General features: G+C 58.6%; 11 protein-coding genes. 6 read left to right on the forward strand and 5 right to left on the reverse strand.

Annotated features, from left to right (window positions below; translation table 11 throughout):
- The first annotated feature begins 133 nt into the window (after positions 1–133).
- From VY732_RS23225 to VY732_RS23250, 6 genes are read left to right on the forward strand one after another with little or no spacing between them, the layout of a single operon-like run.
- A complete protein-coding gene (locus VY732_RS23225) occupies positions 134–859 on the forward strand; it encodes an RDD family protein (RefSeq protein WP_331691859.1) in 726 nt (241 codons plus the stop codon).
- On the forward strand, positions 856–1,833 hold the full coding sequence (locus VY732_RS23230; RefSeq protein WP_331691860.1) for a stage II sporulation protein M: 978 nt from the start codon (positions 856–858) through the stop codon (positions 1,831–1,833). The genes VY732_RS23225 and VY732_RS23230 overlap by 4 nt, the downstream gene beginning before the upstream one ends.
- Complete coding sequence (locus VY732_RS23235) at positions 1,820–3,367, forward strand: DUF4129 domain-containing protein (protein WP_331691861.1); 1,548 nt, start codon at positions 1,820–1,822, stop codon at positions 3,365–3,367. The genes VY732_RS23230 and VY732_RS23235 overlap by 14 nt, the downstream gene beginning before the upstream one ends.
- A complete protein-coding gene (locus VY732_RS23240; protein WP_331691862.1) occupies positions 3,364–4,527 on the forward strand; it encodes a DUF4350 domain-containing protein in 1,164 nt (387 codons plus the stop codon). The genes VY732_RS23235 and VY732_RS23240 overlap by 4 nt, the downstream gene beginning before the upstream one ends.
- Positions 4,524–5,525, forward strand: a complete 1,002-nt coding sequence (locus VY732_RS23245) for an AAA family ATPase (RefSeq protein WP_331691863.1) — start codon at positions 4,524–4,526, stop codon at positions 5,523–5,525. Before VY732_RS23240 ends, VY732_RS23245 begins: the two co-directional genes overlap by 4 nt.
- 59 nt (positions 5,526–5,584) lie before the next feature.
- On the forward strand, positions 5,585–6,916 hold the full coding sequence (locus tag VY732_RS23250; RefSeq protein ID WP_331691864.1) for a DUF58 domain-containing protein: 1,332 nt from the start codon (positions 5,585–5,587) through the stop codon (positions 6,914–6,916).
- A 24-nt stretch (positions 6,917–6,940) separates the two neighbouring features.
- On the opposite strand, the gene VY732_RS23255 is transcribed toward VY732_RS23250, so the two are convergent.
- The 5 genes from VY732_RS23255 to VY732_RS23275 all read right to left on the reverse strand — a co-directional run bounded on the left by VY732_RS23255 (position 6,941) and on the right by VY732_RS23275 (position 22,714).
- Entirely contained in the window at positions 6,941–10,963 is a 4,023-nt protein-coding gene (locus VY732_RS23255; RefSeq protein WP_331691865.1) for a hypothetical protein, read from the reverse strand.
- Positions 10,960–15,039, reverse strand: a complete 4,080-nt coding sequence (locus VY732_RS23260; protein ID WP_331691866.1) for a neuraminidase-like domain-containing protein — start codon at positions 15,037–15,039, stop codon at positions 10,960–10,962. Before VY732_RS23260 ends, VY732_RS23255 begins: the two co-directional genes overlap by 4 nt.
- Positions 15,040–15,084: 45 nt before the next feature.
- Positions 15,085–18,783, reverse strand: coding sequence for a Tc toxin subunit A (locus VY732_RS23265; protein ID WP_331691867.1), 3,699 nt, complete (start codon positions 18,781–18,783; stop codon positions 15,085–15,087).
- Between the two features lie 122 nt (positions 18,784–18,905).
- The gene (locus VY732_RS23270) at positions 18,906–22,031 is read right to left on the reverse strand and encodes a hypothetical protein (RefSeq protein ID WP_331691868.1); all 3,126 of its coding nucleotides are present in this window, start codon (positions 22,029–22,031) and stop codon (positions 18,906–18,908) included.
- A 323-nt stretch (positions 22,032–22,354) separates the two neighbouring features.
- The gene (locus VY732_RS23275) at positions 22,355–22,714 is read right to left on the reverse strand and encodes a PilZ domain-containing protein (RefSeq protein ID WP_077574329.1); all 360 of its coding nucleotides are present in this window, start codon (positions 22,712–22,714) and stop codon (positions 22,355–22,357) included.
- Positions 22,715–22,749: the final 35 nt, after the last annotated feature.

Raw genomic sequence — 22,749 nt, forward strand, 5'->3', positions numbered from 1 at the left:
CTCGCGGCCAGCCTCGCGTCATTCAAACACTTCGCGCTTTACGATGTGCAATACATAGTTATGTCGTTTTCCCCCGAGAGGCTGCTAGCATCGGCCTCACTTGCACCCCGAACAGGCGAACATCAGGTAGCCCATGCTCGAGCCCACAGCACTGCCAAGGAAAGCACCGCTGGCCCCGCCGCTGGATACGCGGCATCAGGTCGAAACGCCGGAAGGTATCGACCTGCCGTTGCGTCCTGCCGGGTTGATGGTGCGTGCCGTGGCCTTCGCGATCGATCTGGCCATACGCGGCGTGATCATGGGCGTGCTGTTCATCGCCCTGGCGTTTCTCGGCAAGCTCGGCATGGGTCTTGGTTCGCTGCTGCTGTTTGCGATCAGCTGGTGGTACATGGTGCTGTTCGAAGTGCTGCGTCAGGGCCGCTCGCCGGGTAAACAGTGGATGGGGCTGCGCGTGGTGCACGACGACGGCACACCGATTGGCTGGTCGGCCTCACTGCTGCGCAATCTGCTGCGTTTTGTCGATCTGCTGCCCTTCGGCTACTTCCTCGGCACCCTCAGTTGCCTGCACCACCCGGCCTTCAAACGCCTCGGTGACATGGCTGCCGGTACGCTGGTGATCTATAGCGAACGTCCGCTGATGCGTCCGCAACTGCCTGATGCCGAACCTCGCCGCTCACCTGTTGCCCTGACACTCGCCGAACAACGTGCCGTGCTGGGTTTTGCCGAGCGCCAAGGTGATTTATCTCCAGCGCGGGTCAATGAACTGGCCGCGCTGCTCGCCCAGCCTCTGCATATTTCCGCGCCCAAGGCTGTCGCTGAACTCAATGGCATCGCTCGCGGCTTGTTGGGCCCGACATGAAGCAAAGCCTTTTCGAAAGTCGCCACAAGGCCGAATGGGAGCGTTTTGCGCTGGCCCTCGAACGCCTCGAACGTGGCAAGGACACCTCGCAAGTCGGCGGCTTCCCCAAGGCCTATCGACGGCTTTGCCAACATCTGGCGCTGGCTCAGGAGCGTGGTTACAGCAGTTTCCTCATCGATTCGCTGCAGCAACAAGTACTGCGCGGACATCAACAGCTGTACCGTCATCGCAGCCGACTCGGCGCCAATCTGCTGAGTTTCATCCTCGCCGACTTCCCACGTCTGGTGCGCGCCGAATGGCCTTTTGTGCTGGTCGCCAGCCTGCTGTTCTTCGGCAGCCTGATCGGCGTTGGCCTGTTGGTGTATGTATTTCCCGAACTGGTCTACAACCTGATCCCCGCCGATCAAGTGCGCGAGATGCAAGGCATGTACGACCCGGTCGCCGGCCACCTCGGGCGCCCCGCCGAACGTGCGGCCAGCGAAGACTGGGTGATGTTCGGTTACTACGTGATGCACAACATCGGCATTGCCTTTCAGACCTTTGCCAGCGGCTTGTTGCTGGGCGTGGGCAGTGCGTTCTTTCTGTTCTACAACGGCATGGTCATCGGTGCGGTGGCCGGGCACCTCAGCGAGATCGGTTTCGGCCAGACCTTCTGGTCATTCGTCATCGCCCACGGCGCCTTTGAACTCACCGCCATCGCCCTCGCCGGCGCGGCCGGTCTGCAACTCGGCTGGGCGTTGATCGCGCCCGGACGGCTGACCCGCAGCGAAGCGCTGCAACGGGCGGCGCGCAAAAGTGTGCTACTGGTCTGCGGGGTGATGTTGTTCCTGCTGATTGCTGCGTTTATCGAAGCCTATTGGTCATCGAAAACCAGTGTCACGCCACTGACCAAATACCTGGTCGGCGCCGGGCTGTGGGCATTGGTCGCGGTCTATCTGTTGTTCGCCGGAAGGACCCGCCATGCGCCTGAGTGACGCCACCGTGGTGATCCGTCCGCGCACGACCTGGGAAGCCATGGACCTCGGCGTGCTGATGAGCCAGCAACATCGGCGTCTGCTGATGATCAGTTGGGCGATCGTCACGCTGCCGTTGTTCGCTTTGCTCAGCCTGTTGTTCTGGGATTCGCCGACGCTGGCGGTGTTTATCTTCTGGTGGCTGAAACCGGCGTATGAGCGCCTGCCGTTGTACATCCTGTCGAAAGCGCTGTTTGGCGAAACGCCGACCCTCAAACAAGCCTTGCGCGAATGGCCGCGCCTGCTCAAACCGCAACTGCTGGCCAGCCTGACCTGGCGCCGCCTGAGTTTGAGCCGCAGCTTTCTATTGCCGGTGGTGCAACTCGAAGGCCTCGACGGCAATGCCCGGCAACAACGCCTGCAGGTGCTGCTGCAACGCAACGCCGGTGCCGCGCAGTGGCTGACCATTATCGGCGTGCATCTGGAAACTGCGCTGTGGATCGGCCTGATGGTGTTGTTCTACATGTTGCTGCCACAGCAGATCGAAACGGATTGGGACTGGCAGTCGCTGATATTCGCGGCGGATCACGACTGGCGCTGGCTCGAACACCTGACCAATGTTTTCTACGCGCTGGTGCTGGTGGTGTGGGAGCCGATCTACGTCGCCTGCGGCTTCAGCCTTTATCTGAACCGCCGCACACAGCTGGAAGCGTGGGATATCGAGCTGGTGTTCCGCCGCTTGCGTCATCGTCTCAACAACGGTGTTTTGGGGGTGCTGCTGGCGGTCTTTCTGCTGCTGCCGAATGTGCCTTCAGCGTGGGCAGCCGAGCCGGATGACAGCCCCCAGGCGCCGCGACTGTTGAATCAGCCACTCACCAGTCAGGCCTCCCGTGACAGCATCAAGGCACTGCTTGAGCAACCGCCGTTCAAGAACAAGGAATCCGTCACCCGCTATCGCTTTGGCGACGACCCGGCGAAACCTGCCGAAGCGCAAACTCCGGGTGAAGCGCCGCAGTGGCTGAAAACCCTGCTGGGCTGGCTCGACGGGCAACACTTGAACGTGCTGGCGAAGGTCATCGAGGTGCTGTTGTGGGGCGCGGTCATTGCTGCTCTGGGCTGGCTGATCTGGCGTTATCGCGAGTTTCTGCAAGCCTTCGTCAGCCGCCGACCGAGGCTGCCTGCCAAACCGAAACGCGCGTTGCCGCAGCAAGCCTTCGGTCTGGATTTGAACCGCGACACCTTGCCTGACGACATCGCCGCCCATGCCGAACAACTCTGGCAAAGCCAACCTCGTGCAGCGCTGGGCCTGCTCTATCGAGGGCTGCTCAGCCATCTGCTCCACGACTTCGACCTGACCCTGAAACCCGCCGACACCGAACTCCAGGTGCTAGCGCACGTTGAACAATTGCAGCGCGCCGAACTGCTCGCCTTCAGCCGCAAACTGACCAATCACTGGCAGAACATGGCCTACGGGCATCGCGTACCACCGGCGTCCATGCAACAGGAATTGTGTGATGGCTGGCGCGCCTTGTTTGGCCCCGGAGCTGCCCGTTGAGTCGCCGGACACTGTGCTGGATCGCTGCGTTGATCGCCTTGCTGCTGGGCGCGCTGAGCGTTTTCCTCTACCTCAAGGCCAAGCCTTATCAGGAAGAAGTCGATCACGGCCCCTCGCCCGCCGCGCAAGCCAATCCTTATCTGGCGGCCGAGATCTTTTTACGTGAGCGTGGGCTCATGGTCAGCCATGCCGAAAGCCTCGCGGTGCTCCCCGATATCGATCCGCGCCGGCATACGCTTCTGCTGTTCAACGATCGCTCACGCATGACCCCGCGTCAGGTTGACCAAGTGTTGAACTGGACCCGGGCCGGCGGGCGGCTGGTGTTCGTCGCCGAATCGCTGTGGGATGAGCAGACCAGACAAAGCAACGACCTGTTGCTCGACCGGGTGCAACTGCATCAATCCCTGAGCAAGGATCTGAAAGACTTGCCCGCCGACGTTGAGCCAGATCGCTTTCCGAAACTGACCAAACTCTATCTGGAAGACGAAGACGCACCGGCCTACGCCGGTTTCGACACCGACTTCCACCTCGACGACCCGAAGAATCTTGCGCAAGCCTGGGCCAACAGTGCCAAGGCCACGCACATGATGCAGTTGCCCTACAGCCTTGGCACGATCACCGTGGTCACCGACGCCGAGTTGTGGAAAAACAAGACCATCAGCCAATACGACAACGCCTGGTTGCTCTGGTACCTGAGCGCCGACACCGACGTTGCGTTGATCTACAACACCGAGCACGACGGTCTGCTGACCTTGCTCTGGCGTTACTTCCCGCAAGCCATCGTCGCCCTGCTCGCCTTGATCGGCCTGTGGCTCTGGCACGTCGGTGTGCGCCACGGCCCACTGCAATTGCCCGCTCCGAGTGGACGTCGGCAATTGCAGGAGCACCTGCGCGCCAGTGCCGATTTCCTGCTGCGCCACAACGGTCAACAAGCGCTGCTGCAAGCCCTGCAACAGGATGTACTGCGCCGCGCCCGTCGCCGGCATCCTGGCTTTGATCAATTGAACGTTGCCGAACAATGGCTGGCGTTGTCGCGCCTGACCCGGCAACCCACCCGCGCTATCAGCCAGGCCCTGAGCCCGGTGCCGAACCGGCGCATATCCAGCGCCGATTTCTGCCGCCAGGTCGCCCACCTGCAAACCCTGAGGAACACGCTATGACTGAACAGATCGAGCCCGGCAGCGCCAGCCACGCCGCCCAGCAACGCCAGCGTGCCAGCCAGTTGGCGCAAGCGGTGCGCGGCGAATTGCAGAAAGCCCTGATCGGCCAAAACCAAGTAATCGACGACGTGCTGACAGCGCTTATCGCCGGCGGCCACGTGTTGCTTGAAGGCGTGCCGGGGCTGGGTAAAACCCTGCTGGTACGGGCATTGGCCCGTTGCTTCGGTGGCGAGTTTGCACGGATTCAATTCACTCCGGACCTGATGCCCAGCGACGTCACCGGCCACGCCGTGTACGACCTGCAAACCGAGCAGTTCAAGCTGCGCAAAGGCCCGTTGTTCACCAACCTGTTGCTGGCCGACGAGATCAACCGCGCACCGGCAAAAACCCAGGCAGCCTTGCTCGAAGCGATGCAGGAGCGTCAGGTCACGCTCGAAGGTCGCGCCCTGCCGATCGCGCAACCGTTCATGGTGTTGGCGACGCAAAACCCGATTGAGCAGGAAGGCACCTATCCCCTGCCCGAAGCGGAATTCGACCGCTTTATGCTCAAAGTGCGCATGGACTACCCCGACGCCGATCAGGAGTTGAACATGGTGCGTCAGGTCTGCCGCTCGACCCGCGCCGACATGCTCGATGTGCAACCACTGCGCACCGTGTTGCAAGCCAAAGATGTGCAAGCCTTGCAACGCATCGCCAGTGACTTGCCGCTGGACGATCAGGTGCTCGACTACGCCGTGCGCCTGGCGCGCAGCACGCGCACCTGGCCGGGGCTGACCCTTGGCGCCGGGCCGCGCGCCTCGATTGCGTTGGTGCGTTGTGCCCGTGCCCGCGCCTTGCTGCGTGGCGGTGAGTTCGTGATCCCCGACGACGTCAAAGGCTGCGCACTGGCGGTGCTGCGTCATCGCGTGCGCATTGCCCCGGAGCTGGATATCGAAGGCCTGCAGGTCGATCAAGTGCTCCAGCAACTGCTTGAGCAGATTCCGGCGCCGCGTCTGTGAAATTCGGGATGAGCCAAAAAAGATCGCAGCCTTCGGCAGCTCCTACACGGAGTGAAGGCATGAAGCCGTCGAAACTGCTGTTGATCTGGCTGGCCTTGTTGCTGGCCATCGGCATTGTGCTGGGCACGTTGCGCGCACTGGAGATCGAGATCCCGGCGAGCCTGATCTCGATCAACTGGGGCTTGCTGCTGGCACTGTTGGCCCTGGCGATACTGGATGCGCTGCGCCTCAAACGTCTGCCGACGCCACGCGTCACTCGACAGATGCCCGGGAGTCTGGCACTCGGCCGTTGGGGTGAAGTGCGTCTGGAAATCGAACATGACTTCAGCGAGCCGATGCACATTCAACTGTTCGACCATCCGCCAGAAGGCCTGAGCTTCGAAAACCTGCCACTGTCGATTGAATTGCAACCCGGCCAGCGCAGCCTGCTCGGCTACCGTCTGCGCCCGCTCAAACGCGGTCATTTCAACTTCAGCCACTGCGAAATCAACCTGCCCAGCCCCTTGGGATTATGGTCAGGCAAACGCCTGCTCAATGTCCGCGACCAGACCCGCGTCTACCCCGACTTCGCCCGGCTCTACGGCGGTGAGTTGCTGGCCGTGGACAACTGGCTCAGCCAGCTCGGCGTACGCCAGCGGCAACGTCGCGGTCAGGGTCTGGAGTTTCACCAACTGCGCGAATTCCGCGAAGGCGACAGCCTGCGCCAGATCGATTGGAAAGCCACCGCGCGCCAACGCACGCCGATTGCCCGCGAATATCAGGACGAGCGCGACCAGCAGATTATCTTCATGCTCGATTGCGGCCGACGCATGCGCAGCCAGGATGATGAACTGTCGCACTTCGACCACGCGCTCAATGCCTGCCTGCTGCTCAGTTATGTCGCGTTGCGTCAGGGCGATGCGGTGGGCCTGAGTACCTTCGCCAGCGAACACCCACGCCACCTCGCGCCGGTCAAAGGCAGCGGCCAACTGAACGTGTTGCTCAACACGGTTTATGACCTCGACAGCACGCAACGCCCTGCCGATTATCAGGCCGCTGCCAATCAACTGCTGACGCGACAGAAGCGCCGGGCCTTGGTGGTGCTGGTGACCAACCTGCGCGATGAGGACGATGAGGAACTGCTGAGCGCGGTCAAACGCCTGAGCGCACAACATCGGGTGCTGGTCGCCAGCCTGCGCGAAGAGACGCTGGATACGTTACGCCAGTCAGCGGTGCAAACCCTGCCCGAGGCGTTGGCTTACTGCGGCACGGTGAGTTACCTGAATGAACGAGCAGAACTCCATGAGCGGTTGAGTGCTCATGGGGTTCCGGTGGTGGATGTTCGGCCCGCCGAGTTGGGGGCCGAACTGGTGACGCGGTATCAGCAATTGAAAAAAGCAGGGATGCTTTAGCAGTATTCAACATCCTCATGAACGCTAAACGACCGTAAATACAAACGTCTGGCTATCGAAGGCTTCACCTTCCGGATCACGGATCTGCGCCTTGATCGACATGCGGCCCGTGGCATTGGCCCTGAAGTTTTCCTGCGTTTCACCACGCACATTGGTCGTAGTGCGTCTGGCTTGTTCGATGTCGTCCTTGAACCAAACGACCTCCACACCTTCAATAGGTTTTCTGCTGACAGAAGAAATGACTTTGGCGTAAACGAGCGTGAACTCCTCGACCTCAATCACATCGCCTCCCGGCACGATCAACGGGTTCAATTGCGGGACATCTGCAACAAGAAGGAGGGACTTCACCTCCCAGCCCGCGTACCCGCCTTCGACGGATGCGTACAGCACACCTTGGCCTACGAACGGAAGTTTGAAAACCAACTCGGCGATCCCTTGTGCATTCGTCTTGCTCGACGTTATCGAGACATTCTCATACTCCCACTTCACCCACACGTCTCGCATGGACTCGCCGGTCAAGGCCGACACCACATTCGCTCGAATAAGGATTTCCTGCTCCGGATAACCCGGCAGATCATCACTGAACAGTTCCTTTATTTTTCGAGGTTCATTGACGAAATACGACAACGAAATCGATTCCGAATGCTGCGCATCCCCTACTGTCGCCGTCAGCTGTGCCGCTCCCGGTGTTGTAGGTACAAAGCGGATACACGCCTCGCCGTAGAAGTTGGTGATCGTTGTCACCTCGCCCAGATCCAGACTTCTCCAGACAACCATCATTCCCGCCATCGGCTTGCCACTGATAACCGAAACAATGGTGATCGGTTCGAACACAGCCTGGCCCCAGAACAGCGTCTGACTGACCCGCGAACGCTCGGCGATTTTCACCACTTGTGCGCCTTCCCCCAAAGACATCGCGTTGACGGGAGAAAGACTCGCCAAGCGTTCAGAAGCAAAACACAGCCCGAAACGGGCATTTTTCAGATCTCCAACGGAAAGGAAGTAGGTGAGTCCTTTCTCACTGAACCGCGTGAATTCGCCGAGCGCGGGCTCATCGAAGCGTATGCCCAGTTCCATTGGCCCGGCCCCTGTCATCCCCAGTGCCAGACCGTGATCCAGCAATGCGCTGTTGGCCGGGGCTTTCACGTCGATCCGATGCTGGCCCTTGCGACGCGGGAAACAGGTTTTCTCACCCCACAGCTGTTCCGGCTTGTTGTCGAAACTGACCATCAAGCCGACCCACGGATCCGTTAGCTGCGCTTTGACGGCTACCGTGCGAGTGTCTTCGAAGTTGTCAAAGTAGCTGTCCACCAGCGCCGTCACCGAATGCATACCGCCGGTGTCTGGACGGAAGCCGAAACCGCTCCAGCCCTCGGAGTCGGTGGACGTTGTCGTGCCATCCCTGCCGTCCCACCATTTCACCGCAACCTGCTCCACCGGACCGTCGGTGAAATGCGAATACACCTGCACCCACAGCCAGGCGGGGGCCTGGCCCACGACCGGATCCACGGCTGCTTCGCGCAAGGCATGGATCCTCACTTTGTTATGGCCCAACACCATCGGTTTGGCTTCGGCGACATAACCCAGCTCAGGAAAGGCAAACTTCAGCGCAAATCGACCGGGCTGCTCGCTGGCGGAGAAATTCAGCTTCCAGATCGCCCCTCCATCACTCAATAACTGGAAATCATCCAGCGGGGGGACAATCGTTGCATTGAGCTGCTCTGGTGAATCGCCCAACCAACTCAGCACGGCCTGCAACCCCACCAGCGGACTTAACGCATTGGGCAACACATTGAAACGGTGAATGGCGCCCAGACAAGGATAAAGCGCTTGTTCGTCCGGCGCAGCCCGGATCTGATCCAGCAGCAGGCTGACCTCCGAACTCAAATCCGTGGACAGCAGGCGCCCGGACAACTCTCGAACAATGTCGACACCTTGCAACTGTAAATAAAGATCAAACAGGCTGCTGATACTGGTTTCTGCCGTTGAACTCAGCATCCATTGCACCCCCGCCGCTGCCAAAGGTTTGCTTATCCCCAAATCGGAAGGCTGTAAACCGATATCGGGATCAGCGCCACGCCAGTGCAGGCTGATGGCTTTGCCGACCCAAGGACTGCCCGGCAAAGGGGTGACGTTCAAGGTGTGCGAACGCCCTTTTCGACAAACCAGACCGAGCGTATTGCGCTCGACGACCTCACCATCCAACCGGATCTCGACCTCGCTCTTCCAGGGGCTGGTAGCGATCGCCCGGACCTCGAACTCCCGAGTGATCGGCACGGCTTCCGGGTGCGCCTTGATGTGGGCGGTGACCTTCAAATCACGGGCTGCTGATGGGGTGTAGAACACGTTTGCCCAGCCACCAGCCCCGGTCCGGGCAGTAATAATGCCTTCAGGCGTGTGCCAGTCGACCAACGCGTTACGAACCGGGTCACCGTCAGCGAATGCCGTCTCATGCACGACTTGCACACGCAACAACACGCTTTCCTGCTCATCGACCACCGGAAATTTGTTGGCTTCGCGCACATCGCCGACCCTGACCCGATTGCGCGCCAGCGACATCGGTTTGCCCGGCGATGGCAGCAACAGTTTCGAGCAAATCAGCGACAGCAGGAAACGGCCGTCGAGCTCATCATCACAGCGCAGCGTCCAGTGCGTGTCGGACGATGTGACCGGCACCCACTTCGCAAGGGGTGGACTGACATCGACGCCCAGTTGTTGATGACTGTCGCCACTCGAATGCAAGGACAGCTCAGTGTCCAGCAATGGACTGTTTTGCGGCAGACGCACCTGCAAGTCATAGGTGTCGCCACGATTCGGATAACCGTTCGCATCCCAGGCTGTCTCGTCATCCTCGACAACGGCGCGCAAGTCCTTCCATGGATCAGTGGTCAGTACCCGCACTGTGAACGGTTCGGTGTAAACCCCATTGGCGTAGTAACGACTCTCGACCGACGCGACGACGACCACTTCTCCCGCCTTCGCCGGCTCAAAAACAACGTAAGCCCAACCGTACTCATCGGACACAGAGGCTGCTATCACCCGCTCTTCGGTCGACCAGTTGACCGTCTGGCCCGCGAGGGTCTGATGCGTATAGAAAGACGCCACCCGCACGCCCAGACGCACGCTTTGCTGATGTTCCAGTACCGGGTAATACGCGGCTTCGAGTCTCTCGCGAAACTCCAGGCGATGATGTCCCAGCGATACCGGGATCGTATAAGGCTCTGAGTTGTAGCGGTTGATCAGGTTCAGCGTGAGCGAATATAGATCCCCATCACCGACCACTGGACAGTAAAACGACCATTGCCCTGTCAGCAACTGTTCAACCTCCGGCCCCGGTTTGACGATGATCGCTTGCTGTGGATTATCAGTAAGCGTCAGTGCTGCCTCGGTATTCTCCCAGGCATTCTCCGGTTCAGGTTCGCACGTCAAACTGTGTGGGTTGTCGCCGGTTGCCCCCAGACAAACATACAACGTGCTGCCCTCGTCCAGAACCTGATCATCCAGTTTCATGGTTTGCAGTTTCAACGGGGCCAGGTGCAACTGGAGGTTGATGCGGGTAATACGGACTTTCGAGTGGTAATCCCCATCGTTGTTTTGCGGACTATTGATCTCTATACGAAGCTTATCGCCGGCGTCGAGTGATGAATTCAGCGCTTGGTCATATTCCTTCGGGACAAACTCCAAAGGTTGCCCGGCCGCCAATCGGGCCAGATCCTCTTCATGGTTGCGGCCAACCGCGGGTTTCAGCTCTACCTTCAATATTTCTTCCGAACCCTTGAAGAGGTATAGCCATCCCGACTGCTGGTGGATCGTCTCGCACAGGAAACTCAGCCGGTATTGCGCATCGCTGGCGGTTTTTCTCGGAACTTCAAACTCCTGGCTGACAGCACTGTTATGAGAGAGGTGCAGCAGTATGATTCGCTTCTCGGCGTACCAGTCTTCCGATACACCGATCGAAAGACCGCTTTTTTTCCAGCCCTGTGTCCCTTCGCTGAAATCACCATTGAACAGCAGATTCCGCTTCGCTTGAACGATCGGCTCATTCATGACTGGCCTACTCCTTTGACCTGACTGTTGCGCGCGGCACTTTCAAATTCGTCAACCAGATCAATTACTTTGCTGACAAAGGTCGGCTCGCCAACCTTGGCCGTGTAGCGGATACGCACGATGCAGTCAGTCATGGAGAGCAGCATGTCTTTTTGCGGTTGCTTCAAATGCCAAGGGAAAAACAGCTTCCACTTCGACACCGCGCCGGTGTTTTCGAAGGGATTGAGCAAGCCTTCATCGGGTTTCATGGCCGTCAGACCGTTGTCGGCGATCCCGACCGACAACACGATTTGCTGGCCACTGCGCAAATTGATCAACACGTCGCCAGGCGCCACGTCCCCTGGTTTATGCAAGTACTGCACTGACTGCGTCGTTGCCCGGGTGGCCGTCTTGCTTGAGATCTGCTGCAAGACACCCCGCGGATCCTCATACGGTCCGGTCAGCACCGGCAGATCGACTTCCACCGAGTTGATCTGCCGGCAAAAGTGTCCCGGATGATCACGATCGAAAAGCAACTGGGTCAGCTGGAATTCCAGTGTGCCGGTTGTCTGTAGCTGGGCGAGCGCAACGTCCCAGCTGGCGATACCTGGCTGCGGGTCAACCTTGTCGTTGAACAATTTGCGCAAGGAAACGGTTTTCACCAACTCCTGCCGACGCTCGTAGCGCTGCAGATATTCGCGCTCCATCCGCAGCAAATGCACGCGCAAATGCTCGCCGGCTGTCAAACCATGACGTTGTTCCAGAAACACATTGGGCAAGGGAATTTGCGCATCGTAATCGCCAGTTTCAGCATTCAGCGACGCCTGGGCACTGAGGCACAGGCTGATCACGGCGTCATAGGTCTGATAGTACAAAGCCTGGAACTGGCCCAGCATCCAGCCAAACAACTCGGCATTGCTCGCGCGCTTTTTCAGGAAGTTGTAAACCGCCAGCGCCTGAGCATTGGCCCGCAGGGTTTGTGCAAGGTTCGTGCGAGCCGCGGTGACCGCATGGCGTTGTGCCTCGACCTGCACACTGAGGCCGACGGCCTCGGACTCGGCCTGATCACGTTGCAGCGCCCATTCGTCGCGGCGGCGACGGTAACCTTCGGTAGTGGCCTGACCGTCGGCGTCGATTTGCAACATCGTTGCGGCGATTTCCAGGCCGAAGCACACGGCATCGATCGCATTTTCGGGTTTCATCCCGCCATTGGCCACGCCAAAGATTTTTGGCAACGCCGCGATGACCGCTCCGGTGGGTTTGAGGATTTTGGCGGTCAAGGCATGGGTTTTCGACTGTTTCAAGCTCGCCATGACCTGATATTCAACCGCCGACACGTCCTCGTTATAGCGCTGCGCGTAGGCCTGCTGCCGCTGTAGCGCCACGTCCCGGCTCTGCTCCAGCGCCCTGACGCTGGCCTCCAGTTGAGCGATGGACTGCTCCTGCACGGTTCGAGAGTAGTCGCCCAATTCCACCAGATGTGTTTGCTGCAGTTCTTCCTGCTCGGCACGCGCGCGTCGTTCGAGCATATCGCGTACCTGATTGCCGAAACCCTCTAGCACCTGCACCGCACGCGAGGCGATGTCGTGAACGGTGCGCCAGCGAAACGCGCCGACAACCAACCGCCCGCCCATCGGCCGTGGCCCACCGACGCCACCCGAGGCCAGAAAATTCAGCAACGCTTTCGGATCGGACGGCGGGCTGAAAAGCGGGATATCCAGCGGCTTGCCATCGAGGGTGAGGTTGTTGCGCAAGTTGTGCAGACGTTGACCCGGAGCGTCAAACAAATCCATCAACGCTTGATCGATGGGAATCCTGAACGGCCCGGCAGCCAACAAACCGAGCGTTGGCGCAATATCGGAACCGGACGGGACATCCGCCAGACTGAAGGCGAGCGACTGTTCAAACGCCTCCAGCGCCGGACGGCTACTGCTTGCGCCCAACAGACTTGCCACAGTAGCGGTTTGCCAGCGATTCACCGCTCGGGCCACAGGCGGCTTGCCCATCAGGAATTCGGCTTGCACATAACACAATTTGGCCGCCACCAGGCTGTCGCGGGTCAGTTGACGGTAATACCAGTCGCCCCAAGCCATGAGATTTTTCACGTACTCGCAGAACATCAAAATCCTGAAGTGCTTGGGCGCTGAATAGCCGATGGCATCCGGATCGGCGGGGGCCAGTGCCTCACAGCCGGGATTGCCGGCGTCGTTCGCCAACGGCCGGCAGCGCCAGTACGACACTTTGGGGGCGGGCCTGTCGGGATCGGCGATGGCTTGCGGATCAAACGCGTAGTGCAGCCATTTCTGCGCATCGGCAAAACGCTCTTCATCGCGCAGACGCGTGTACACCAGATGCGGCAGATGGAAAAACAACTCCCAGTAGTGCAACCCGTTGGCACCATCGAAAGCACCGTTGGGCTCGTCGAACTCACTGCCGGTTGGCGGTGGCTCCACGAGAAACTGTGTATCCCAGTCCAGCACAGCGTCGACGGAGATACTGGAACGCAGTACCAGTTCAGGGCCGAACTGTGAGTTCAGGCGACTGTATTTCAGGTAGGGAACCGGCAATTCGTAGGCAATAAACTGCGCGGAATCGGTGGTGTTTTTCAGCAGTTTTGGCGGAGTGAAGTCCGCCAGATTGACGATGTCGAGTTTGAATTCCTTGCCGCCAAACCCGGTTTCCGTAGCGTTGAGAGTGAAGGTTGTGCCTCTGGGCCAAGTACCTTTGTCACGTTCGAATTTCAGCGATGCAGTGGCCCAGTCTCCGGCTTGCGAAAACTTCGCTTTAATCGGCCCAGGATCCGTAGCGGCACCGCCGACCAAGGTCAATTCGAACTCTACTGAAACGCCGGCGGGCAGCCCCGTAGGCCTGCAAAAACCATTGACGGTCAGCACATCTTTCTCGTCGACACGCTGGGCCGTGGCCCGGAGATCGAGATAACCCGCCATGGAACCGACAGGCTTTACCGCGCTGGTCATCGTCACCTGAGGGTTAAATGGATGCTGCACCGTCTCGGGCGTTTTAAACCGGTCTTGCGCGACATCCAGCCAGCCACCTGCGTCAGTCATGTCGGGCCGCATCAGCACATCGTAAATCCTGTGTATCGCCGTTTTTTCCAGAGTAGATTCGTTGTCCTTGTCCTTCACCAGAAACAACACCCCCAGCTTGCCTTTGGGAGAATCCATATCGATCCACACCGTGGCAATCAGCTGAAAATCCTCGGCATCCTCGGGCTCTGCTTGCGCACTGTACAAAGTCAGCGGCGCCGACCATTGACCGTTCTGCGTCATGAAGGCCAGGTTGACGCTCAGTTTGTCGGGGATGAAGTCGTCATCCGTTTTACCTTCGACCTTGTCACTCCACTCGGCCCAGACCAGACACAACCGGCCGTTCCAGAATACCGCGCGAATATCCAGCACCCGATACGCTGGCTGGATCCCCACTTCCCGCCATTCGCCCCAGGCCGCCGGATTGACAGCAACGCAGGTGGACGTGAGCTCAATCTCGGCCTTGCGCCAGAAGTACAGGAACGGCGGCACCCGCTGACGACCGACAAAATAGTAATCGGCGCGGTCAGGCGTGTGGCCGTGCATGTAGCAACTGATGACATCCAGATCGCAGGTCTGCTCGAAGCCTTGCAGATAGTTCTGCAAGGCCGCCTGCACCGAATCAGCATTCAAGCGGGTCTGGTTCAAGTCGTTTTCGAGGGTTTTGAACAGGCTGCTCTTGCGTTGGCGGACAAACGGGTTGACGACTTGTTCCGGGTAAATCCTGATCAACTGCAAGGCAGCCCAGTCAGAAATGTTGTTGCACAGTCCCCACTCTTCCAGATCGCTGGCGGGAAACTGGTGATTGGGATAACCGGGTTCAAGTTTGCGGTACACCGCGTGAATGTACTGTTGCGCGCAACTGGTCGCTTCGGCCACCCAAGAACTTTTCACAGCATAGGTGTCCAGCGGATCCATGCGCAGCAGTTCGAACAAATCTGCCAGGGTTTCCACAAAAGGGTATTTCGCCCGGCTCGCATGGCCGATGCAGTAATCAAGCAAAGCGGAACGCCGTTTTTCCTGCAGATCGCCAATGTGTTTCAGTGCCATGACCCTTGCTCCTGGATGGGGAATAAATGCTGGACTGGGGACATCTCACGCTGGTGGCCCACCACCCTCGAACGTAATCTCATCGAAGCGCGCCTTCGTGTCGTTACGCTGGCAAAGCACGCTCAACTTGAATGTGCCGCCGGTAGCGCTGGAGACCATCACCCGCGTGAGCCCTTCCAGATTGGTACTCCCGTGTTTTCCCCGGAAGATCACTTTGTTTCCGTCTTCCTCACCACTTTCGACAAGCCAGTCCACCGGCTCGTCTACTCCCAGGTTTCCAAAAACATCCATCAACGTTGCGTAGAGTTCGACTTCATCGCCCGGTTTCACGCCCCCCGAAGGCACCGGCGAGCTCAACATCGCGACGAAATCCAGGGTGGTATGGTCGGAAATGAGGGTGATGATCGGGGCGTTCTCAGGCTCAAACAGATCCAGCCAGAAAACGGGTGTGTCCACGCCCATTGCGGCACCGGGTTTATAGATGGCCTTGAAGATTCCGTTGGTATCGGTGTGGCCTGATTCGATTTCGCCCAGACTGGCGCGAAAATGCACCCGGATACCGCTCAATGGGCCTCCGTTGGGATCTTTGAGCGTGACCGTGTAAGTGGCTGTTTCGGTGGAGCGGGCGACAACCTCGGAGGGTTCCACAACGCAAGTCATGGTCACAAGCTGCCGCAGATCCCCCGCCACTTGAGCGAGCGGCGTACGCGCCTCGGACTGGCTCAGCAAGGCCAATTCGGCTGCCTCGGCATAGGCTTGCTTGTCCACGTTTTCAGGCAAATGGCCCATCAGGAAAATCGTCAGTGCGTCCATCCCCGTTTTCGTCGACATCTCACGGACGCGGATAAACAGAGCCAGTTGGCTAAGGTTTCTCAGTATCGGCCGCTGCGGATCCATGCGATTGATGCATTCACGCACCTCCTGCACGCTCCAGTCGAAGAACTCGGCCAGTCTGATCGTAGAAACCTGATGCAACAGCTGCTTCGCGTGCACGCCAAGGGTTGCTTCCAGCGCGTTGACTTCGCGCAGGTAGTCGAGCAGCTTCTGCGCCGGTTGCGTACTCAAGCCAAATGCCCGGTTGAGCGTGGTCAGGTGATAAAGGGTGCTGACGGTAAGGTCCTTTCTGGCCTGCCCCATCCAGGCGTCATAACCGTAATCGAGATAATCCTCTAACAGGGTGGCACTCAGCCCCAACGTTGAAACCACCTCAGCGCGTCGCCGTACATCGGCCAACAGCGTCAGCAACTCATCAGCATCCGGGTTACGCCTGGATGGCTCGGTGCTCGAATCGATACGTGATTTTACCTGGCGCAAAAACTGGTAAACCGTTTTGTCGGCCCAGTTCAGCACCGCAATTGCCTGATCCGATGCAATCTCGGCATAGGCCGCCAGCGTTTCCTTGACCAGTGACACCTGGGCATCCCTGGCATCCAGTAGCACTTTGAGCAGGGTGCTGGCCAGACTCATGCGCACCCCGGGTTCCAGGGTACCGAGGGCCTGATCGACTGCCCACTCAACCCTTTTTTGCGCATCAATCAAGTACTCTTCCGGTGTCCCGATGGGCGCCAGCACCAGCCCATCGGTATCGATAACAGGCTTCAGTTCTGCAACACTTGTCACCAGGAAATCCAGCCAGCTGGCCGCACCGGCAGGCGGCAGGCCGGCCATCAACACCGATGCATTGGAGAATTGCGCCGTTGGCAGCAGGTTGCGTACTTGATCGAACAGCTGTTGATCCTGCTCGGAGGCTTCGCGGGCGGGTTGCGGGGGCAACGCGTGTTTCAACACCCATAACGCAAGCAAGTTATTGTGCTCACACCACTGCACGCACGATTGCAGAGCATCAATGATGTTCAGAACGTCCGGTGTCTCGCTGTCGACCGAACCAATTTTTGGAGTGCCCGCCAACTCATTGAGCCAGTCCTCCCCCCCCACCAGTAGCAGCATCAACACGCCTTCGACGGGGGTGAGGCTCAGCAATCGGGACAATCGCACCAGTCGATAAAAACTGGAAATGATCGGCAAGCTGCGCTTGAACTTGTTGTTGCTGACGCTGTGGGCCTTGGCCACTTGCAATGCCAGATACTGGTAAGTCTGTGTGTCGATACCCAGACCATTGCACAGCTTGCTGATGGTCAGATCGACTTCGCCCGGTGCGGGCGTGACTGGAAACTCGCCGTCGTCCAGCAACAAAGGTTCGCGATAGCTGCCTTGACTGTTGAACACCTGATCGAATTGCGATAGCGCTTCGCCGCTCCCGTAAATGGCCAGCTCATTGATTAATACCGCAAAGTCCGCCGCCGTGCAGTTGTAGCGTTCGCGTAAAGTCTGGAACAGCCCGAGGGCATGTATGACGTTGTCCGATATCCACCATTTTTCTTTATCCGCACCGCCGCGCACTTCCGCCCTGATCGCAGCAACCAGCACGGCGTCCACCTCATCACTGGGCAGTTCCAGCCAGTTGCACAGGCGCACCATTCGGTTTATCCGGTCGAAGACGGCAAGCCCCTCGACATTGTTGTAAACAACAGACAATCGATGCAGAGACGCAGGGCCATCATCCGCAACGTTGATAATCACGCCGGGGTGGGCATTGGCGTTGATGTAGACCGATCCGAAACGCCCGCTTTCTGGCGACGGGACGGGTTCTTCGGCACCCGTCAAAGGGGTCGAAGGTGTCAGGGGAGAGTCTTGGGGGTAGACCACATTGGCCGAACGCACCGGGGCGAACCCATGAATGGACAGCAAACGTTCAATCCCCAGCGTGCCGAGCTTTGTGTGTGCGCCGAAGTAAGGAACCTGATCCAGATTCTGCGGCCCCGGCCCCTGCTCTATGTCTGAGCCATAGTTATCCCGATAAAACGCGGCAAAGTCTTCAAGCTCTACGGGAGGCTCCGTTAACAATTCCCGCTGATAGGGTCCGAATCGCGTCGAATGTGCCAGCGCACGTTCGGCGAAATCAATCCAGGTACCGGATCGCAAAAAGTAGGGGTAGTTCAAATGCACTGTGTGGGCAAAATCACCCAGTGACAGGTTGTTGATTTGCGCAACACCGTCAGCACTGGCCCAGGGTTGGTAGTAAGGCAGGCTATTGGGATAACGCGCTTCAATCATCGCGTCTTCGATGGTCTTTTGTGGCTGGTTTTCTATCGGATGCTCAGTAATGAAACACTCCAGAACCGAGATGATGATGTCCACCGAAGACACCGACCGGAACACTGCACTGAAATCCACAGACAGATCCATCAGATCAGCACGACGCTCATTGAGCGGGTAGCCTGGAGGATCAAGTTTTACCGATTCGATCCGGTCGCGGATCCAGAGCAACAAAAAGATCAGATAGGCTACTGGGGACAAGAAGGACTCCAAAGAATCCGGCAGAGCCAGTTTTTCGAACTCGGTATGGAAAAGCAGCTCGTATCGGGGACCGGTCACCAGCGATAACAACCCGCTCGCCGGCTTGGCAACGCCATCGCCATTGCCACCGCTCAGTTGCTGCTCGATGAACTGACGGCTCAGGTAAGTGGCCATGCTGTTGGCACGACGTAAAAACCGTTGGGCGTCCGTCCTGTTCATCTGATACTCGTCGATCAGGTATTCCACGCCTTTTTCCACCAGCGGGAAAATCGAGCCGCTATTCTCCAGGTAGGTTTTGAGCGGTTGCACACTCGCGTCCTGCGCGTTTGGGTCTTCAGTAAACAACTGATCGTACAGTTGCAGGCCGGGACGGCGCGGATCAGCCATGATCAGATTCCTTGGGTCGAGAGCTGGCCTGAACCGCCCGACGTATTCGTCAGGCGGCCCATTCGTTCTGATCGATTTGATGCTGGATAGCCTTAAGCGTCTACTGTCATAACTGACAGGTTCTATGACCGCTCGTCGGCTTTTCGTGAGTCAGCGTCGCGGGGCACCGGCTCGACCTCGAAGCGTGCGCTCTCGGCCCAATCGGAAACCCCTGCCTGCGATGTGAGCGTCTGCCGGAACCGGCACCACGTGCCGCCGGGGGGTAAAGACACATCGGACTCACCGCGCCATTGGTTTGCGGCGACGGGCAGCAGCGGCGTCCATTTCTGCTCCGGGTCGAACCAGCTCACGACTTGCCCGCCGCCCTCCTCGCCCACACCGGAAAAGGCCACCGGATCATGCACCCGACGCCCGGCTGCCGGTTCCTTGACGATGGGCAGGTACAGGCCCGCCACGACTTTGCGCGAGGTGGTGTCCGACTCGAAGCCATCAAGCATGGCCTTCACCTCCAGACCCCTCTCGCCGTCAGCTTGAACCTCAACAGCCATCGACCAGGTACGGTCCTCCAGCACGACAGTGCTTTGCGTGGCGGCCCCCAACGTCACCGTAGCGGTATCGCCCGGCACACCGAAACCTGACACTACCAACTGCCGGCCGACCCGTTCGTCTTCGACCGGGGTCTCGACAAAAAGCGCTGCCGGGACCACGTCATAGGTCAAATACTCGGTGAAGGCGGACTCATGTGTCTTGTTGTCATCAGTAAATAACTGCCGGGCGCAGATGATGTAGGTGCCCACGGGCTGCGTCACTTGCTGCCGCCAGTTACCGCTCGCAGGCACCGGGATACTGCTCAACCACGGTTCGGCAGCCCCCTCGCACCAGATTTCGACGTGCGCGAAAGGCAGACCAACGCCCTCTAGTGTCCAGGTGCGCGGCTGCTTGCCGCTCTCCTGCGGTGTGCTGATCTGCGGTGGCGCCAGCACCACGTTGAAGCTTCGATGGTCACTTCTGTCGGACGGCCGTCCGTTGCGCTCCTGTTTCGCGAAGATCGTGTGTCCACCGTGCTTCAAACCGGTGAGCGGGATTGCCCATTCACCGTCCTCGACCAAAGGCAAAGCATCGCCTATTTTTTGTTGAAACTGAGACTCGTACAGTTGCATCGTGGCGCCGCTCACACCGTCGCCACCCTTGATCAGTACATCCTGCTCCACGTCACTGCCTTCGGCCGGATACGTGATGACCGGTGTGAACATGGCCGGGTAAAGCGTGAAGTCTCTGGATTGCGCCTCCGAGGTCTGATCGGCTGCCGTTTGGGTAACGAAGATGGTTTGGGGGACATCTGCGGGAAACGGCTCTGGTCGCTGGAACGTCCACGTGTCCCCATCCACAATCCCGGCATAGACGTTGTTGTCGCCGCTGAAGCTGATGCTTACCGTGGCACCCTCTAAGCAGGTGCCGCGAAACGTCGGTCTCAGTCCTTCCCGGGGTGGCTCGTCCACTGTGGGTGGCAGGGGCGCAATCGAAACCTTCAACACCACACGGTTGAGTGAACAATGCTCCTCCAGACACTGCTGGATATGGACTTCCCGATCCTTCACCGGCCCCCAGTCTTCATTGGCTGTGCTCGACCAGGTTCCACCGCTCACGACTGCATCAGGGGCAGCCTTGAGGTTGCCACCAGGATGGTAAAAACTCACGGTGGCGCCGTTATAACCCTTGCCGCTGAAGACCGGCCGGTAGGCTTTGGTATGGGTTACGTCGGTGACATCCGGCATGTTGTTGCGGATTTCGAACTCATAAGGCCGCGACTCGATCCAGCCACTCGCGTTGTCGACGATCTTTTGCACGACCTCGACTAAATAAATCCCAAACGTCCAGCCTGTCGATGTTGTTGTCCAGGAACCGTCGGCTCGCACAATGACATTGGGCGGCGTGTTCGGCGGTTCGTCGCCCGGGTAACGATTGAGGGTGAACTGAATCTGCGTTTCGAGGTACGGGTCGTAATGGCCGCTACCGGAAAACGTCATGGTTTCTTGATTGAGGGTGTACTCGACCGTCGGTTCGCCCGGGCGCACCCGTATGCCGAAGGGTTCGCTGTTTATCGAGGTAATTGCGTTGACTGTCTGCGTGCCGAAAATCGAATGAGGACCGGGTGTAAGGGTGCCTTCTCGGCGCCATACACCGGTGTCGGGTAGTGGCCAGCCCACAGCCACGGCCCCCATTTGCTCCGAATACACGTCGACCCTGTTCTGATAGAAGCCGGTGGCTCCGGTACCCTCGAACATCGATGTCATATCCACGATTGGCGGCGCAGCGGGATTGGGCTTGGGTGCTGTAAACACGGGAGGGCCAATAACATAAAACTCTTGAGGGTCGCTCCAGTCGGAGTAGCCGCCACCCAGATTCTGTCTGGCAATAATGGTGTAACGTGCCCCTCGCGCGAAAGTATGGCTACTGGTTGCGAGCCATTCGCCGTCGGAATCAACCGGATCGGATGTGGCCACAAGCATGGGGGGGGTTGCTATGAAAACACTGATGCGGGATCCCGACAGCGCCCCGTTGCCCTTGAACACGGGTAGAACACTCTCGACGGGCAGATTGATGCTCGGGGATGTAATTTTGACTATGCCTAGAACCGTGAACGTTTTCGTCTGGGTATATCGACCCAGTGTCCCATTGACGTCTTCGCGGATTTGTAGCTCATGAACGCCTTGGTAAAGGCCCGTCGACAATGTGACAGTCCAGCGCCTATCAGATTGAGTGGTGTGCGTGGTGCTCATCACGGCTTTGTCGGCAGGACGCACAAGCCTTATCACACTGCCAGGACTTGCAGTGCCTGATACCCTAACGCCAACCACACCAATGGCATCAAACGCGGCAGGCTTCCTTACTTCAACAAGCTGGGAGGTCCACGGAGCCCACTCGTCACCTCGCCTCCAAACACCATCAAATTTGGCCTTGCCTTCTACAAGTCCATTGATCTGAATAGTGTTCCAATGAACTGCCTGGAACCAATGCCCATCAAGAATCTTCCTGCTCGAGGTTGCGGAATGAAAGTCCATCCACACCTGATTATGTTCACCGGCATACGATGGAATACTGAATGTAATCGGCGTATCTGGGCTGACAAGAATCGTGCTGTTTCCGTAATAAAACTGGAGAGGTTTCCAAGCCTGAACTTCTGAATTCCCGTCATCTTCGTTCGAAGCATGCTCAACCTTCTCAGGAATAAAAGTACCCTCTGACATGATCGCTCTCCTTTGGCCAGGGTTCTGGCAGCTAGGTCTTGTTTTTACAGAACTCGCGAATACCCAGGCACCTGTAAAACCTGACAGTCCCGACGAACGGTAAATGCTGCAGCAGAGCAACTGAAAGCGTTCTGCATCAGCTAACGCCCGCTTGGTTATTGGCAGAGAAAACGCGGGGTGACGAGTGGACGATTGCGATGGTTTGACGCGTGGGCGGGGTACCCAAGGATGCTTTCGCGGGCAAGCCCGCTCCCACAGGATTCGTGCACAGCACAAATCAAAGGTCGGACGAACCTGCTCGCAAAGCTTTTAGCGGTTTTGAATCAGGCCGACGCCGGCATCGGCTGAAAACTGAAGTACTGCTGCAACGCCTGCACCAGTTGGCCGAATTCCGCCGGCGGGCGCTGTACGATGAAGCCGGCGTCGTAATGCAGCGGCGTGGCGTCTTCATGGCACCACACGCAACACGCAGTGAAGTCGATCACCTGTTGGCAGCCATCGCTGGCGGGGATTTTCAGGCGTAACTGGAAGTCCACCCCGATCATCATCGGCAACTGGCTGATCAGCATCAGCCCGTCTGCGGAGACGTTGCCGAGAAAACCGATGGGCTTGTCGGTAACGCTGTTGAACACTCTGAGGAAGTACGGCAACTGGTGCCGTTCGATCCGGCGGTCGGTAAACATGCGCAGTTCGCCATGCAAGGCTCCATGACAGAGCC

Source organism: Pseudomonas sp. ZY71 (assembly GCF_036542145.1).
Classification (GTDB): Bacteria; Pseudomonadota; Gammaproteobacteria; order Pseudomonadales; family Pseudomonadaceae; genus Aquipseudomonas; species Aquipseudomonas koreensis_A.

What these genes read in the sequence shown, in the direction of transcription:
- VY732_RS23225 (WP_331691859.1), top strand. Translation starts at nt 134, where the DNA reads ATGCTCGAGCCCACAGCACTGCCAAGGAAAGCACCGCTGGCCCCGCCG.
- VY732_RS23230 (WP_331691860.1), top strand. Translation starts at nt 856, where the DNA reads ATGAAGCAAAGCCTTTTCGAAAGTCGCCACAAGGCCGAATGGGAGCGT.
- VY732_RS23235 (WP_331691861.1), top strand. Translation starts at nt 1,820, where the DNA reads ATGCGCCTGAGTGACGCCACCGTGGTGATCCGTCCGCGCACGACCTGG.
- VY732_RS23245 (WP_331691863.1), top strand. Translation starts at nt 4,524, where the DNA reads ATGACTGAACAGATCGAGCCCGGCAGCGCCAGCCACGCCGCCCAGCAA.
- VY732_RS23250 (WP_331691864.1), top strand. Translation starts at nt 5,585, where the DNA reads ATGAAGCCGTCGAAACTGCTGTTGATCTGGCTGGCCTTGTTGCTGGCC.
- VY732_RS23255 (WP_331691865.1), bottom strand. Translation starts at nt 10,963, where the DNA reads ATGAATGAGCCGATCGTTCAAGCGAAGCGGAATCTGCTGTTCAATGGT.
- VY732_RS23260 (WP_331691866.1), bottom strand. Translation starts at nt 15,039, where the DNA reads ATGGCACTGAAACACATTGGCGATCTGCAGGAAAAACGGCGTTCCGCT.
- VY732_RS23265 (WP_331691867.1), bottom strand. Translation starts at nt 18,783, where the DNA reads ATGGCTGATCCGCGCCGTCCCGGCCTGCAACTGTACGATCAGTTGTTT.
- VY732_RS23270 (WP_331691868.1), bottom strand. Translation starts at nt 22,031, where the DNA reads ATGTCAGAGGGTACTTTTATTCCTGAGAAGGTTGAGCATGCTTCGAAC.
- VY732_RS23275 (WP_077574329.1), bottom strand. Translation starts at nt 22,714, where the DNA reads ATGTTTACCGACCGCCGGATCGAACGGCACCAGTTGCCGTACTTCCTC.